This is a genomic window from Serratia nevei, assembly GCF_024160145.1.
Classification (GTDB): Bacteria; Pseudomonadota; Gammaproteobacteria; order Enterobacterales; family Enterobacteriaceae; genus Serratia; species Serratia nevei_A.
Map to the genome: position 1 here is coordinate 74,833 of NZ_JAMYWQ010000012.1, position 14,688 is coordinate 89,520.

General features: G+C 63.4%; 14 protein-coding genes and 1 riboswitch. Of the genes, 10 read left to right on the forward strand and 4 right to left on the reverse strand.

What is annotated here, in order from left to right; all coding sequences use genetic code 11:
• Position 1: 1 nt before the first annotated feature.
• Genes leuB through leuD form a run of 3 tightly spaced genes read left to right on the forward strand, consistent with a single transcriptional unit; the run spans position 2 to position 3,107 of the window.
• Positions 2-1,093 (forward strand): 3-isopropylmalate dehydrogenase, encoded by a 1,092-nt coding sequence (gene leuB / locus M6G53_RS10980; RefSeq protein ID WP_049198159.1) that lies wholly within the window; start codon positions 2-4, stop codon positions 1,091-1,093.
• A gap of 1 nt (position 1,094) precedes the next feature.
• Positions 1,095-2,495, forward strand: a complete 1,401-nt coding sequence (gene leuC, locus M6G53_RS10985) for a 3-isopropylmalate dehydratase large subunit (RefSeq protein WP_048232639.1) — start codon at positions 1,095-1,097, stop codon at positions 2,493-2,495.
• Between the two features lie 9 nt (positions 2,496-2,504).
• Positions 2,505-3,107 carry a 3-isopropylmalate dehydratase small subunit gene (gene leuD, locus M6G53_RS10990; RefSeq protein ID WP_240023167.1) on the forward strand — a complete coding sequence of 201 codons (603 nt, stop codon included), beginning with the start codon at positions 2,505-2,507 and terminating at the stop codon, positions 3,105-3,107.
• Between the two features lie 37 nt (positions 3,108-3,144).
• On the opposite strand, the gene M6G53_RS10995 is transcribed toward leuD, so the two are convergent.
• From M6G53_RS10995 to sgrT, 3 genes are all read right to left on the reverse strand, one after another.
• On the reverse strand, positions 3,145-4,617 hold the full coding sequence (locus M6G53_RS10995) for a DASS family sodium-coupled anion symporter (RefSeq protein ID WP_253331255.1): 1,473 nt from the start codon (positions 4,615-4,617) through the stop codon (positions 3,145-3,147).
• Positions 4,618-4,761: 144 nt separating this feature from the next.
• Positions 4,762-5,958 carry an MFS transporter gene (locus M6G53_RS11000; protein WP_253331257.1) on the reverse strand — a complete coding sequence of 399 codons (1,197 nt, stop codon included), beginning with the start codon at positions 5,956-5,958 and terminating at the stop codon, positions 4,762-4,764.
• Between the two features lie 154 nt (positions 5,959-6,112).
• On the reverse strand, positions 6,113-6,286 hold the full coding sequence (sgrT, locus tag M6G53_RS11005) for a glucose uptake inhibitor SgrT (RefSeq protein WP_253331259.1): 174 nt from the start codon (positions 6,284-6,286) through the stop codon (positions 6,113-6,115).
• 91 nt (positions 6,287-6,377) lie between these two features.
• Here sgrT and sgrR point away from each other — a divergent pair, with 91 nt between their 5' ends.
• The 7 genes from sgrR to ilvN all read left to right on the forward strand — a co-directional run bounded on the left by sgrR (position 6,378) and on the right by ilvN (position 13,818).
• Positions 6,378-8,039: an HTH-type transcriptional regulator SgrR gene (gene sgrR, locus M6G53_RS11010; protein WP_253331261.1), complete on the forward strand. Its 1,662-nt coding sequence runs from the start codon at positions 6,378-6,380 to the stop codon at positions 8,037-8,039.
• 37 nt (positions 8,040-8,076) lie between these two features.
• Positions 8,077-8,195: riboswitch (TPP riboswitch) on the forward strand.
• 57 nt (positions 8,196-8,252) lie between these two features.
• Positions 8,253-9,239: a thiamine ABC transporter substrate binding subunit gene (thiB, locus tag M6G53_RS11015; RefSeq protein ID WP_253331263.1), complete on the forward strand. Its 987-nt coding sequence runs from the start codon at positions 8,253-8,255 to the stop codon at positions 9,237-9,239.
• On the forward strand, positions 9,215-10,822 hold the full coding sequence (gene thiP, locus M6G53_RS11020) for a thiamine/thiamine pyrophosphate ABC transporter permease ThiP (protein WP_253331265.1): 1,608 nt from the start codon (positions 9,215-9,217) through the stop codon (positions 10,820-10,822). Before thiB ends, thiP begins: the two co-directional genes overlap by 25 nt.
• Positions 10,809-11,513: a thiamine ABC transporter ATP-binding protein ThiQ gene (gene thiQ / locus M6G53_RS11025; RefSeq protein WP_253331267.1), complete on the forward strand. Its 705-nt coding sequence runs from the start codon at positions 10,809-10,811 to the stop codon at positions 11,511-11,513. The genes thiP and thiQ overlap by 14 nt, the downstream gene beginning before the upstream one ends.
• 88 nt (positions 11,514-11,601) lie before the next feature.
• Positions 11,602-11,715, forward strand: coding sequence for an ilvB operon leader peptide IvbL (gene ivbL, locus M6G53_RS11030; RefSeq protein WP_301286184.1), 114 nt, complete (start codon positions 11,602-11,604; stop codon positions 11,713-11,715).
• Between the two features lie 111 nt (positions 11,716-11,826).
• Positions 11,827-13,521 (forward strand): acetolactate synthase large subunit, encoded by a 1,695-nt coding sequence (ilvB, locus tag M6G53_RS11035; protein ID WP_253331273.1) that lies wholly within the window; start codon positions 11,827-11,829, stop codon positions 13,519-13,521.
• Positions 13,522-13,524: 3 nt separating this feature from the next.
• Positions 13,525-13,818 carry an acetolactate synthase small subunit gene (gene ilvN / locus M6G53_RS11040; RefSeq protein WP_253331274.1) on the forward strand — a complete coding sequence of 98 codons (294 nt, stop codon included), beginning with the start codon at positions 13,525-13,527 and terminating at the stop codon, positions 13,816-13,818.
• A gap of 29 nt (positions 13,819-13,847) precedes the next feature.
• Here ilvN and M6G53_RS11045 read toward each other — a convergent pair whose 3' ends face one another.
• The gene (locus M6G53_RS11045; RefSeq protein WP_253331275.1) at positions 13,848-14,621 is read right to left on the reverse strand and encodes a DedA family protein; all 774 of its coding nucleotides are present in this window, start codon (positions 14,619-14,621) and stop codon (positions 13,848-13,850) included.
• Positions 14,622-14,688: the final 67 nt, after the last annotated feature.

The window sequence follows — 14,688 nt, forward strand, 5'->3', positions numbered from 1 at the left end:
CATGACGAAGACTTATCACATTGCCGTCTTGCCCGGAGACGGCATCGGCCCGGAAGTAATGGCTCAGGCGCGCAAAGTGTTGGACGCCGTGCGTCAACGCTTTGACATTCGCATCACCACCGCCGAATACGACGTCGGCGGCATCGCCATCGATCGCCACGGCAGCCCGCTGCCTCAAGCCACCGTCGCCGGCTGCGAGCAGGCCGACGCCATTCTGTTCGGCTCGGTGGGCGGTCCGAAATGGGAACACCTGCCGCCGGCCGAGCAGCCGGAACGCGGCGCGCTGTTGCCGCTGCGCAAGCACTTCAAGCTGTTCAGCAACCTGCGCCCGGCGCGCCTGTATCAAGGGCTGGAGGCATTCTGCCCGCTGCGCGCCGACATCGCCGCCCGCGGCTTCGACATCCTGTGCGTGCGCGAACTGACCGGCGGCATCTACTTCGGCCAGCCGAAGGGCCGCGAAGGCCAGGGCATGCAGGAGCGCGCCTTCGACACCGAGGTGTATCACCGTTTCGAGATTGAACGCATCGCGCGCATCGCCTTCGAATCCGCCCGCAAGCGCCGCCACAAGGTGACGTCGATCGACAAGGCCAACGTGCTGCAAAGCTCCATCTTGTGGCGTGAAGTGGTCAATCAGGTCGCCAAGGATTACCCGGACGTGTCGCTGTCGCACATGTATATCGACAACGCCACCATGCAGTTGATCAAGGATCCGTCGCAGTTCGACGTGCTGCTGTGCTCCAACCTGTTCGGCGACATCCTGTCCGACGAGTGCGCGATGATCACCGGCTCGATGGGCATGCTGCCGTCCGCCAGCCTGAACGAGCAAGGCTTCGGCCTGTACGAGCCGGCGGGCGGTTCCGCGCCGGACATTGCAGGCAAAGGCATCGCCAACCCGATTGCGCAGATCCTGTCCGCCACCCTGCTGCTGCGTTACAGCCTGGGCGCTGACGAAGCGGCCGACGCCGTCGAGCGCGCCATCAATCAGGCGTTGGAACAGGGCTACCGCACCGCCGATCTGGCCGGTGACGGTAAAGCCGTCAGCACCGATGAAATGGGCGACATCATCGCTCGCTTTGTAGCTCAGGGGGCATAACATGGCCAAGACCTTATACCAGAAGCTGTACGACGCCCACGTGGTGCACGAAGCGCCGAACGAAACGCCGTTGCTGTATATCGACCGTCACCTGGTGCACGAAGTCACCTCGCCGCAGGCGTTCGACGGCCTGCGCGCCATGGGCCGCAAGGTGCGCCAGCCCGGTAAAACCTTCGCCACCATGGATCACAACGTGTCGACCCAGACCAAAGACATCAACGCCAGCGGCGAAATGGCGCGCATCCAAATGCAGGAGCTGATCAAGAACTGCGCGGAATTCGGCGTTTCGCTGTATGACCTGAACCACCCGTTCCAGGGCATCGTACACGTGATCGGGCCGGAGCAAGGCATGACGCTGCCGGGCATGACCATCGTCTGCGGCGACTCGCACACCGCCACCCACGGCGCTTTCGGTTCGCTGGCGTTCGGCATCGGTACCTCCGAAGTGGAACACGTGCTGGCGACCCAGACCCTGAAGCAGGGCCGCGCCAAGACCATGAAGATTGAAGTCACCGGCGACGCCGCCGAGGGCATTACCGCCAAAGACATCGTGCTGGCGGTGATCGGCAAAACCGGCAGCGCCGGCGGCACCGGCCACGTGGTGGAATTCTGCGGCAAGGCGATCGAAGCGTTGAGCATGGAAGGCCGCATGACCCTGTGCAACATGGCGATCGAAATGGGCGCCAAGGCCGGGTTGGTGGCGCCGGACGACACCACCTTCGCCTACCTGAAGGGGCGCCAGTTCGCACCAACCGGCGAAAACTGGGAGCAGGCGGTCGCCTATTGGCGCACGCTGAAGTCCGATGCCGACGCCCAATTCGATACCGTGGTGACGCTGCACGCCGAAGAGATCGCGCCGCAGGTCACCTGGGGCACCAACCCCGGCCAGGTGATCGCCGTCAATCAGGCGATCCCCGCGCCGGAATCGTTCAGCGATCCGGTCGAGCGCGCGTCGGCCGAGAAAGCGCTGGCCTATATGGATTTGAAACCGGGCATCAAACTGACCGACGTGCCGATCGACAAAGTGTTCATCGGCTCCTGCACCAACTCACGCATCGAAGATCTGCGCGCGGCGGCGGCGATCGCCAAGGGGCGCAAGGTCGCCAGCGGCGTGCAGGCCATCGTGGTGCCGGGATCCGGCCCGGTGAAAGCCCAGGCGGAAGCCGAAGGGTTGGACAAAATCTTTATCGAAGCCGGTTTCGAATGGCGTTTGCCGGGCTGCTCGATGTGTCTGGCGATGAACAATGACCGCCTGAATCCGGGCGAGCGCTGCGCATCCACCAGCAACCGTAACTTCGAAGGGCGTCAGGGCCGCGGTGGGCGCACCCACCTGGTCAGCCCGGCGATGGCCGCCGCAGCCGCCGTCGCCGGTCACTTCGCCGACATCCGTGATATTCACTAAGGGGCTAACGTGGCTAAATTTACTCAACATACCGGCTTAGTGGTGCCTTTGGATGCGGCCAACGTCGACACCGACGCCATTATTCCCAAGCAGTTTTTACAGAAGGTCACCCGCACCGGCTTCGGCCAGCACCTGTTCAACGACTGGCGCTTCCTCGACGACGCCGGCCAGCAGCCGAACCCTGAGTTCGTGCTGAACAAACCGCGCTATAAAGGCGCCAGCATCCTGCTGGCACGGGAGAATTTCGGCTGCGGCTCCTCGCGCGAACACGCGCCCTGGGCGTTGACCGACTACGGGTTCAAAGTGGTGATCGCGCCGAGCTTCGCCGATATCTTCTACGGCAATTCGTTCAACAACCAGCTGTTGCCGGTGACGCTGAGCGAGCAGCAGGTGGATGAGCTGTTCAAGCTGGTAGGCGCTAACGAGGGGACCGAGTTCGTGGTGGATCTGGAGAACCAGACGGTCAACGCCGGCGGCAAAAGCTATCCATTCGAAATCGACAGCTTCCGCCGCCACTGCATGATCAACGGGCTGGACAGCATTGGTCTGACGCTGCAGCACGAAGCGGACATCTCCCGCTACGAAGCGCAGCAGCCGGCGTTTCTGAATTAATCCCCTTCACCCGCCGCCCGGCGGGTGAATTTTTTCCTCACCAGTAGCCCAGCAGCTTCCACCATGCCCCGCCGATCAGCATCCAGATCAGCAGGTTAACCACGCTCATGACCCATCCCGCTTTCCACCACTCCCCGAGCGTCACATAGCCGGAGCCGAAGATGATCGGTGCAGTGCCGGTACCGTAATGCGTCAGCGACATCATCAGCGAGGAAGAGAACGCCAGGATCAGGCCCAACAGCGCCGGAGGCGCGCCGAGCGCGATGCCGGCGGCGAAGAAGGCGGCGAACATCGCCGTCACGTGCGCAGTGGTACTGGCAAAGAAATAGTGCGAATACAAATAGATGAGGGTCAGCAAGATCGTGCCGCCCACCCAGCTCATGCCCATATGGTCGATGCCGTTGCCCACGGTTTGCGACAGCCAACCGATCAGCCCCAGTTTGCCGAGGAAGCCGGCCATCATCACCAGCGCCGAGAACCACACCACGGTGTCCCAGGCACCCTTGTGTTTCAGCACGTCCTCCCAGCTCAGCACGCCGGTGGCCAGCAGCACCGCCAGGCCGATCAGCGCCGCGGTGGTGGGATTGACCGCCAGCGCCGGGCCGAAAATCATCGCCGGAATGCCGGCCCACAGCACCAGCAGCAGGGCGAACACCCCGAGGGTGATCTTCTCCGGCAGCGTCACCGGCCCCAGCGCCTGCAGTTTTTCACGGGCGAAGCGCGGCGCGTCCGGGGTGCTTTTCACCTCCGGCGGATACAGCAGGTAGATCACCAACGGCATTACGATCAGCGAACACAGCCCCGGCACCAGCGCGGCGACCGCCCACATCGACCAGGACAGCTCGAAGCTGCCGTGGGTGCCTTTGGCGATCAGGCTGACGATCAGCGGGTTAGGCGCGGTGGCGGTGATAAACATCGCCGAAGTGACCGGGTTGATGTTGTAGTTCACCAGCGACAGATAGCGGCCGATCTTGCCGGAGGTATTGAGCTCGGGTTTGGAACCGAAGCTGTCGGCGATCGACTTCATGATCGGATGAATGATGCCGCCGCCGCGCGCGGTGTTGCTCGGCGTCACCGGTGCCAGCGTGGTTTCCGCCAGCGTCAGCGCATAGGCGATGCCCAGCGTTTTCTTGCCGAACAGCGAAATAAAGTAGTAGCCGATGCGCGCGCCCAGCCCGGTTTTGTTCAGGCTGAGAGAGATCATGATCGAAAAACCGATCAGCCAGATCAGCGGGTTGGAAAAGCCGCTGAGGGCGTCGTCCAGCGCGGCGCCCGGCTTGCCGGGGTTGGTGACGCCGGTCACCGCCACCAGGGCGATGGCGATCACCGAGACCGCACCGATCGGCATCGCCTTGCCGATGATGGCGATGATGGTGCCGATAAACAGCGCCAGCAGTTGCCAGGCGTTAGGCGCAACGCCCTCCGGCACGGGAATGAGGAACCAGATAATCAGCGTGGCGGCGAGGGCGCACAGGGAAGGAAGCGGTTTGAGCGGTGTGAGTTTATCCATAACGTTCCCACTGTTCTAAACAACAAGGCGGCATCTCAATAGCGAGACGGGCGTGGGCGCAACGATCGCGCTCCATATGCCTTCAGCTTGGGCGTCCGGTTTAGCCTTCTCAATGACTTGCATCAAGAATGCCGCCGTTTGACCTCACACTTCACGCACTTTGGCGCTCATACCGAGCGCCGTCAGCGCCAACAGCGCCGCCATCCAATACACCGAGCCATGGCCGAAGTTCTCCACCAGCGCCCCCTGCAGCACCCCGGCCAGGATCACCCCGGTGGAGATGCTGTTGGTAAACAGCGTGGTGGCGGCGCCCGGTCGGCCCGGCATCAAATCCTGAAAGTAGAGCATGCCGATACCGGCAACGATGCCGATAAACACCGCGTTGAGCAGCTGCAGCGCGATCAGCGCCGGCTTGGTCGCCAGCACCGTCAGCCCAAGGTAAAACAGCACGCCCGCCACTACCGCCAACAGCATCATGTTGCGCTTGCCGACGCGTTTGACGTAATAACCGGCCAGCAACATCGCCGGGATCTCCAGCCCGGCGGCGGTGCCCATCAGCACCCCGGCCAGCCCTTTCGGCAGGCCGAGCTCGGCGGTGATATACAGCGGCATGTCAATGATATATAGCGTATTACAGGTCCACATCAGCATCGAGGCGATAAACAGCAGCCGCACGTCGCGATTGCGCCAGACGCTGGCGGGCGCAATCGGCGCGGCAGCGCCGTCCCGCAGCCCTTCGCCATCCGCCGCACGCGGCACCGAAGGCAACGTAAAACCCACCAGCAGCACGCAAACCGCGAAGGTGGCGGCGGCAATCAGGAACATCACGGTAAACCCGTAACTGAGCGCCAGCGCAAACGACAGCGGCGGGCCGATCACCCAGGCCAGCGAAAGCTGGGCGCGCATCACGGTGCTGAACATCACCACTTCACGCGCCTCGCTGTCGGCATACTCTCGCGCCAACGCGAAAATCTGCGGCATGGCGGTGTTGGCTACGGCGGACATCAGTACTCCCGCCGTGATCAGCGTCAGGTAGTCGCGGTTAAAAGCGAACAGCAGACAGTTGCCAACCGCCATCAGACAGCACAGCAGGATCAGCCTGCGCCGGTCGCCGCGGGTGTCGGAGCGCTTGGCCAGCAGGAAGCTGACCACGATGCCGGCCACCGCGTTGGCGGTGTAAAACAGCCCGACCCACAGCGGCCGCACCTTGACCTCTGTGGTCAAAAACAGGCTGAGCGTCGGCGTCAGCAAGGCGCCGGCGATACCCGAGAGAAAAGCGATCAGCAGGAATGCGGCAAAGATGGGGTGGATGCGCAGTGGTAACCGGCTCAGGCGGTGCATATCGTCTTCCCTGACCTCAAAGCAGAAGAAAGAACCTTAGGCCAAGGTGAGGAAAATGCAAGCATATCGCCATGACCAGACATAAAAAAACCAGTGGGTCGCCCCACTGGCTGGTGAAACAGCACCATTACTCAGAAACGGGTTGTCGCGGCCCCTACAGGTGCTCGCGATACTGCTTATCGGTCATCTCTTTGATGTCCCATTGCGTCAGGTGCGCCAGCATCGCCAGCCGCGCCTGTTCGGGCACCACGCTCAGCCAGTCGGCGCGCTGGCGGCGTACCGCGCTGAAGTAGCGCTGATAGAACTGTCTGGATAAGCAAGCTTTCATGATTACGCCCTCCCCCTTTCATTGATGAAAATTATCGGCGTAATATAGGGAAAGAAAAATTGACGAGTTGAAGCGGGAGCGTTCCTCTTTTATGTCTACCTCCAGATTGCAGCAGCAGTTCATCCGCCTGTGGCAACGGTGCCAGGGCGAAGCCACCGATACCACGCTGCAGGCGCTGGCGGAGGTGCTGAGCTGCTCGCGGCGCCACGTGCGCTCCCTGCTGAGCGCCATGCAGCGAGAGGGCTGGCTCACCTGGCAGGCGGAGTCGGGGCGCGGCAAGCGTTCACGGTTAACCTTCCACTATACCGGCCTGGCGCTGCAGCAACAGCGGGCCGAGGAACTGCTGGAGCAGGATCGCATCGATCAGCTGGTGCAGCTGGTGGGCGACAAAAACGTGGTGCGCCAGATGCTGCTGTCCCAGTTGGGGCGCAGCTTCCGCCAGGGGAAACACATCCTGCGAGTGCTCTACTACCGACAGCTGTACAACCTGCTGCCCGGCTCGGCGCTGCGGCGTTCGGAAACCCATTTGGCGCGCCAGATCTTCAACGGCCTGACGCGCATAAATGAGGAAAACGGGGAACTGGAGTCCGATCTGTCTCACCATTGGCAAACACTGACGCCGCTGCACTGGCGGTTTTACCTGCGCCCGGCGATCCATTTTCATCATGGCCGCGAGCTGGAAATGGCGGACGTCATCGCGTCGCTTTCGCGTCTGACCTCGCAACCGCTGTTCTCGCATATCGAGAGCGTCACCTCGCCGACGCCGTTCGTTATCGACGTGCAGCTGCGCAGCCCCGATCACTGGCTACCCTGGCTGCTGGGCAGCGTGCACGCCATGATCCTGCCGCGCGAATGGCACGAGCTGCCGGATTTTTCACGCCATCCGGTCGGCACCGGCCCCTACCGCGTGGTGCGCAACCATCCCAGCCAGATGAAGATCCACGCCTTCGACGACTATTTTGGCTACCGGGCGCTGATCGACGAGGTGAACATCTGGGTGCTGCCGGAGTTTTCCGAAGAACTGGTGCACTCCGGCGTGCAGCTGCAGGGCGATGAAACCGGCAACAGCGAGCTGGAAAGCCGGCTGGAAGAGGGGTGCTATTTCCTGCTGTTCGATCAGCGTTCTCCGCTGGCCGCCGATCCCGCCATTCGCAGTTGGCTGTGTGAAGTGATCAACCCCATTTCGCTGCTGAGCCACGCCGGGCCGCTCTACCAGCGCTATTGGTCGCCGGCGTACGGCCTGCTGCCGCGCTGGCACCACAACCGCACGCTGGCGCAGCAGCCCAAACCGGCGGGCCTGACCGAACTGACGATGACCCACTTCAATGAACATTCGGAGTTTCACGCCATTCGCCAGGCGATCGAACCGCTGCTGGCGCAGCACGGCATCCGCCTGATCGTGCAAAGCGTGGATTACGCTACCTGGCACCAGGGTGACGCGCGCAGCGATCTGTGGCTCGGCAGCGCCAACTTCTATCTGCCGCTGGAGTTTTCGCTGTTCGCCACGCTGTACGAACTGCCGCTGATGCAGCATTGCATGAACGAAGATCTGGCGCAGGACGCGGCGCTGTGGCGCGCCAACCGCTTGCCGCTGGCCGAGTTCTGCCAGCGTCTGGTCAGCAACCACCAGCTGCATCCGCTGTTCCACCACTGGCTGCAGCTGCACGGCCAGCGCAGCATGCGCGGCGTGCGGATGAACACCCTCGGCTGGTTCGACTTCAAGTCCGCCTGGTTTGCTCCGCCGGAGGCATAAGCGCCTTTCGCCCGGGTCGGTTAATCTTTACAATAGCGCCGTCTCAACGGGGTGCGGTTAGTCGGGCCGCGTGATAAGCCCGATTTTCCGCTGAGAGCACACCCGTCGAACCTGATCCGGTCAATACCGGCGGAGGGATTTGAGCCCAGCGAACCGGCGACGCCGCCTCGCCCCCTCAGATGCCCTTGCCCCCTTATTTTTCAGGAGTGCAACGTGGTCAAAACATATCTGCCCTGCTTATTGCTGCTGTGTGCCGCGCCGGTGTTCGCCAAGCCGACGCTGACGGTTTACACCTACGATTCCTTCGCCGCCGACTGGGGCCCAGGCCCGGCGGTGAAAAAAGCCTTCGAAGCCGAGTGCGGCTGCGAACTGAAGTTCGTCGCGCTGGAAGACGGCGTCTCGCTGCTGAACCGCCTGCGCATGGAAGGCAAGAACAGCGCCGCCGACGTGGTGCTGGGGTTGGACAACAACCTGTTGCAGGCGGCGCAGCAAACCGGCCTGTTCGCGCCGAGCGGCGTTGACACCGCCAAACTGACGGTGCCGGGCGGCTGGCAGGACGCGACCTTCGTGCCTTACGACTACGGGTACTTCGCCTTCGTCTACAACAAAGAAAAACTGAAGAACCCGCCGAAAAGCCTGCAGGAGCTGGTCAGCGGCGATCGCAACTGGAAAGTGATCTATGAAGATCCGCGCACCAGCACGCCGGGCCTCGGCCTGCTGCTGTGGATGCAGAAAGTGTATGGCGACAAGGCGCCGGCCGCCTGGCAGCAGCTGGCGAAGAAGACCGTCACCGTCACCAAAGGCTGGAGCGAAGCCTACGGCCTGTTCCTGAAAGGCGAAGGCGATCTGGTGCTCAGCTACACCACCTCTCCCGCCTATCACCTGATCGAAGAGAAAAAAGATCTCTACGCCGCCGCCACGTTCAGCGAAGGCCACTACCTGCAGGTGGAAGTGGCGGGCAAGCTGAAGGCCGCCAAACAGCCTGAGCTGGCGGAGCGCTTCATGCAGTTCATGGTGACGCCGGCCTTCCAGAACACCATCCCGACCGGCAACTGGATGTACCCGGTGATCAACACCCCACTGCCCGTCGGCTTTGAGCAGATGAGCGTGCCGCAGACCGCGCTGCAATACAGTGCCGAAGAGGTGGCCAAACAACGCGGCGGCTGGATCCGGGCATGGCAAACCGCCGTCAGCCGCTGATCCCCCGCTGGCTCTGGCCGGGGCTGCTGGCCGCCGGCGTGATCCTGTTGGTCGCCACGCTGGCGATGGGCTCGCTGTGGCGTCACGCGCCGGACAGCGACTGGCGCGGCCTGTGGCAGGACAGCTACCTGTGGCACGTGGTGCGCTTCACCTTCTGGCAGGCGCTGCTGTCTGCGCTGATTTCGGTGTTGCCCGCCGTTTTGCTGGCGCGCGCGCTCTATCGCCGCCGATTCCCCGGCCGGCAGCTGCTGCTGCGGCTGTGCGCCATGACGCTGGTGCTGCCGGTGCTGGTGGCGGTGTTCGGCCTGCTCAGCGTCTATGGGCGCCAGGGCTGGCTGGCGACGCTGTGCGGCTGGCTGGGCGTCGAGTACGGCTTCTCGCCCTACGGCCTGCAGGGCATTCTGCTGGCGCACCTGTTCTTTAACCTGCCGCTGGCCACCCGCCTGTTGTTGCAGGCGCTGGAGCATATTCCGGTAGAGCAACGCCAGCTGGCGGCCCAGCTGGGCATGAACGGCTGGCAGCAGTTCCGCTTCGTCGAATGGCCGGCGCTGCGCCGCCAGATCCTGCCGAGCGGCGCGTTGATCTTCATGCTGTGCTTCGCCAGCTTCGCCACCGTGCTGTCGCTGGGCGGCGGGCCGCAGGCCACCACCATCGAACTGGCGATCTACCAGGCGCTGAGTTACGACTACGATCTGGGCCGCGCCGCCATGCTGGCGCTGATCCAGCTGGGCTGCTGTCTGGGGCTGGTGTTGATCAGCCAGCGTCTGAGCCAGGCGTTGCCGGTAGGCCATACTCATGCTCAGCGCTGGCGCAATCCGGAAGACAGCCTGTGGCGGCGCGTCGGCGATTTTCTGCTGATCGCCGCTGCGCTGCTGCTGCTGCTGCCGCCCCTGCTGGCGGTGATCGCCGACGGCGCCAATCAGGCCGTGGTCAGCGTGCTGCGCCAGCCGGTGCTGTGGCAGACGCTGTTCACGTCGCTGCGCATCGCCCTCGGCGCCGGGCTGTTGTGCGTGGCGCTCACCGTGATGCTGCTGTGGAGCAGCCGTGAGCTGAAGCTGCGGCAGCATCTGCGCGGCGGCCAGGCGCTGGAGCTGAGCGGTATGGTGATCCTGGCGATGCCGGGCATCGTGCTGGCCACCGGTTTCTTCCTGCTGTTGAGCGATACGATCGGGCTGCCGCAATCGCCCTATGCGCTGGTGATCCTCACCAATGCGCTGATGGCGGTGCCCTACGCGCTGAAAGTGTTGGAGAACCCGATGCGCGACCTCGCCGAACGTTACAACCCGCTGTGCCTGTCGCTGGATATCCACGGCTGGCAACGGCTGCGGATGATCGAACTGCGCGCGCTGCGCCGCCCGCTGGCGCAGGCGCTGGCCTTCGCCTGCGTACTGTCGCTGGGCGATTTCGGCGTGGTCGCCTTGTTTGGCAACGAGCATTTCCGTACCCTGCCTTTTTACCTGTATCAGCAGATTGGCGCCTACCGCAGCAACGACGGGGCGGTGACCGCATTGCTGCTGTTGCTGCTGTGCTTCCTGCTGTTTACCCTGATCGAACGCTTACCGGGCCGCCATGCTGACGCTTGAAAAACTGACCTATCTGTATGAACACCTGCCGATGCGCTTCGATCTGCGCATCCAGCCGGGCGAGCGCGTCGCGGTGCTCGGCCCCAGCGGCGCCGGTAAAAGCACCCTGCTGAGTTTGATCGCCGGTTTTCTGCCGGCGGCCAGCGGCCGGCTGCTGCTGAACGGCGAAGACCACACCGCCACGCCGCCGGCCAAACGGCCGGTGTCGATGCTGTTTCAGGAGAACAACCTGTTCGCGCACCTGACGGTGGCGCAGAACATCGGGTTGGGGTTGGATCCCGGTCTGCGTTTGAACGCGCAGCAGCGCCAACAGCGGGCGCATATCGCCCGTCAGGTCGGATTGGAGGAGCACCTGGAGCGCCTGCCGTCGCAGCTTTCCGGCGGCCAGCGTCAGCGCGCCGCGCTGGCGCGCTGTTTGCTTCGTCAACGGCCGATCCTGCTGCTCGACGAGCCCTTCTCGGCGCTCGACCCGGCGTTGCGCAATGAGATGCTGCAGCTGCTGCAAACGGTGTGCGAACAGCGCAACCTGACGCTGCTGATGGTGTCGCACAACCTCGACGACGCCGTGCGCATCGCGCCGCGCACCCTGCTGGTGGTCGACGGCCGCATCTACTACGATGGCCCGACGCAGGCCCTGCTGGACGGCAGCGCGCCGGAAGCGCGCGTGCTGGGCATCTCGGGCAAAGCGTGATCTGACGCGCGTTTTTTATGCTGTGGCAATAAACCTGTTGTGCGAATTTTGCGCCTGTGTTTTTATAAAAACCTGACTTTTTTTACTGATGATAAGGTTCCCTGTGATCGCATCCTCGCTGACTTCGACCCTACTAATGACCGCGCTACCAGCCGCGGTGGTCGTCGTGCGTGTGGTGGTGGTCGTCGGCAATGCGCCGTAGGGTCCGAATCAACGCATCGATTCCCAAACCCCGCCGGCGCAAACCGGGCGGGGTTTCTTGTTTCAGCACCCTGCCCAGCACAGCTCACCGGCCTTGAGAAAGGACAGGAACATGGCAACTTCGGGCACGCCTCAACCGGGCACCAGCTTCACCGGCGCACAATTGATCGTTCATCTGCTGGAGCGTCAGGGCATCACCACCGTCGCCGGCATTCCCGGCGGCGCGGCGCTGCCGCTGTATGACGCGCTGAGCCAAAGCACCCGCATTCACCACGTGCTGGCGCGCCACGAACAGGGCGCGGGCTTTATGGCGCAGGGCATGGCGCGCGCCAACGGCAAGGCGGCGGTGTGCATCGCCTCCAGCGGGCCGGGCGCCACCAACCTGGTCACCGCCATTGCCGACGCCAAGCTCGACTCCATTCCGCTGGTGTGCATCACCGGGCAGGTGCCTTCCTCGATGATCGGCACCGACGCCTTCCAGGAGGTGGACACCTACGGCATTTCCATCCCGATCACCAAACACAACCATCTGGTGCGCGATATTCGCGAGCTGCCGCAGGTGATCGGCGACGCGTTCCGCATCGCCGAGTCCGGCCGCCCCGGCCCGGTATGGATCGATGTGCCGAAAGACGTGCAAACCGCCACCATCACCCTGGAAGAGCTGCCGCCGATCGCCGTGCCGGACGCCGCCCCAGCCTTCGATCCGGCGCGGGTTTCACAGGCCGCCGCGATGATCAATCAGGCGAAGCGCCCAATCCTTTACCTGGGCGGCGGCATCATCTGTGCCGACGCTCACCGCCAGGCATTGGAACTGGCCGAGCGCGCCGGTCTGCCTACCACCATGACGCTGATGGCGCTGGGTGCAATACCGGTGGAACACCCGCTGTCGCTCGGCATGCTGGGCATGCACGCAGCGCGCAGCACCAACTTCATTCTGCAGGAGGCCGATCTGCTGATCGTGCTGGGCGCACGTTTCGACGATCGGGCGATCGGCAAAACCGAGCAGTTCTGCCCTAACGCCGCCATCATTCACGTGGATATCGACCGCGCCGAGTTGGGCAAGGTCAAGCAGGCCAACGTGGCGATCCATGCCGACGTCGGCCAGGTACTGCAACAGCTGCTGCCGCAGATCGACAAGCAGCCGCGCAGCGCGTGGCTGAACACCGTCAACGACCTGAAGCGCGAGTTCCCGTTCAACATGCCGAACGCCGACGATCCGCTCAGCCATTACGGCCTGGTGCTGGCCGCCGCGCGCTGCGTGGACGACAGCGCCATTATCACCACCGACGTGGGCCAGCATCAGATGTGGGTGGCGCAGGCCTATCCGCTGAGCCGGCCGCGCCAGTGGCTGACTTCGGGCGGCCTGGGCACCATGGGCTTCGGCCTGCCGGCGGCGATCGGTGCGGCGCTGGCGGAGCCCGAGCGCAAAGTGCTGTGCTTCTCCGGCGACGGCAGCCTGATGATGAACATTCAGGAAATGGCCACCGCGGTCGAACACGATCTGGACGTGAAAATCATTTTGATGAACAACCAGGCACTGGGGCTGGTGCACCAGCAGCAAACCCTGTTCTACCAGCAGCGCATCTTCGCCGCCGCCTATCCGAAGCGCACCGACTTCCTGAAGATCGCCGCCGGATTCGGGCTGGATACCTGCGATCTGAACGCTGCCGAAGATCCGCTGGCGGCGCTGGCCGAGGCGATCCAGCGCCCGGGCCCCTGCCTGATCCACGCGCTGATCGATATCAACGAAAAAGTGTTCCCGATGGTGCCGCCGGGCGCCGCCAACATCGACATGATTGGAGAATAAGCCATGCTGCAACCACAAGATAAACCCCAGGTGATCCTGGAGCTGGCGGTGCGCAACCATCCGGGCGTGATGTCGCACGTTTGCGGGCTGTTCGCCCGCCGCGCGTTCAACGTCGAAGGCATTTTGTGTCTGCCGCTGAAGGACGGCCAGCAGAGCCGCATTTGGCTATTGGTCGCCGACGACCAACGGCTGGAGCAGATGATAAGCCAGGTGGAAAAGCTGGAAGACGTGCTGCTGGTGAAGCGCCACAGCGAGGACGTGCGGGTCTTTGAACAGCTGGAAGCGTTCTTCCAGTAAGGCGAACGGGGGCTAACGCCCCCTATCCATTATGATTGCCCGGACAGCACCTGCCACAGCAGGTGCCGATATACCGGCATCAGCGGCTGCTGGCTCAGCAGATAACCGATCGCCAACGCCGCCAGCCAACTCACCGCGCACACCACGCGCAGCCGCAGCGGCGTCAGCCAGCGGCTCAGCCGATCGGCATTGCGCTTGCCCTCACGCCACCAGCGCCAGCTCAGCCACACCGCCAGCCAGGCAAGCAGCGCCGCAGCGAGCAGCAGCCACTTGAACATCGCGCTGTTGGCACCGGCGGGAATGTCGATCGCCACGCCGGCCAAAATGCCGGGGAAAAAATAGACCGGCGGCCAGGTCAGGCAGCCGATGATGTTCGGCAAGGCAAACTTGTACGGCGGCAGATCGAGCATGCCGGCCACCATCGGCACCAGCGGGCGCGTCGGGCCAACGAAGCGGCCGATCAGAACGGTGGCCATGCTGTGCTGGTGCAAGGCATGCTCGGTTTTATCGAGCAGCGCTTTGTTCTTCTTCAGGAACGACCAGCGGTGCAACGGCCCCTTGAAGGCGCGGCCGACGAAATAGGAGATCCAGTCGCCGAGCAGGCAGCCGACGATGCCCGCCGCCCAGGCGTAGTAGAAGTCCACCTTGCCGCTGCCGATCAGCGCGCCGATGCTGGCCATCATCACCGTACCGGGCAGCAGCAGCCCTACCAGCGCCAGCGACTCGAGAAAAGCGACCAGCAGAACGACCATCAAGGTGAAAGCCAGTGACTGGGTGATCAAATCTTGTAAATAGGCTTCCATTACACCTCTGTGGATTATTCGGGCCAAACGGGGCGAAGGATTTTCCAGCGCCGCCGCAAACGAGTCA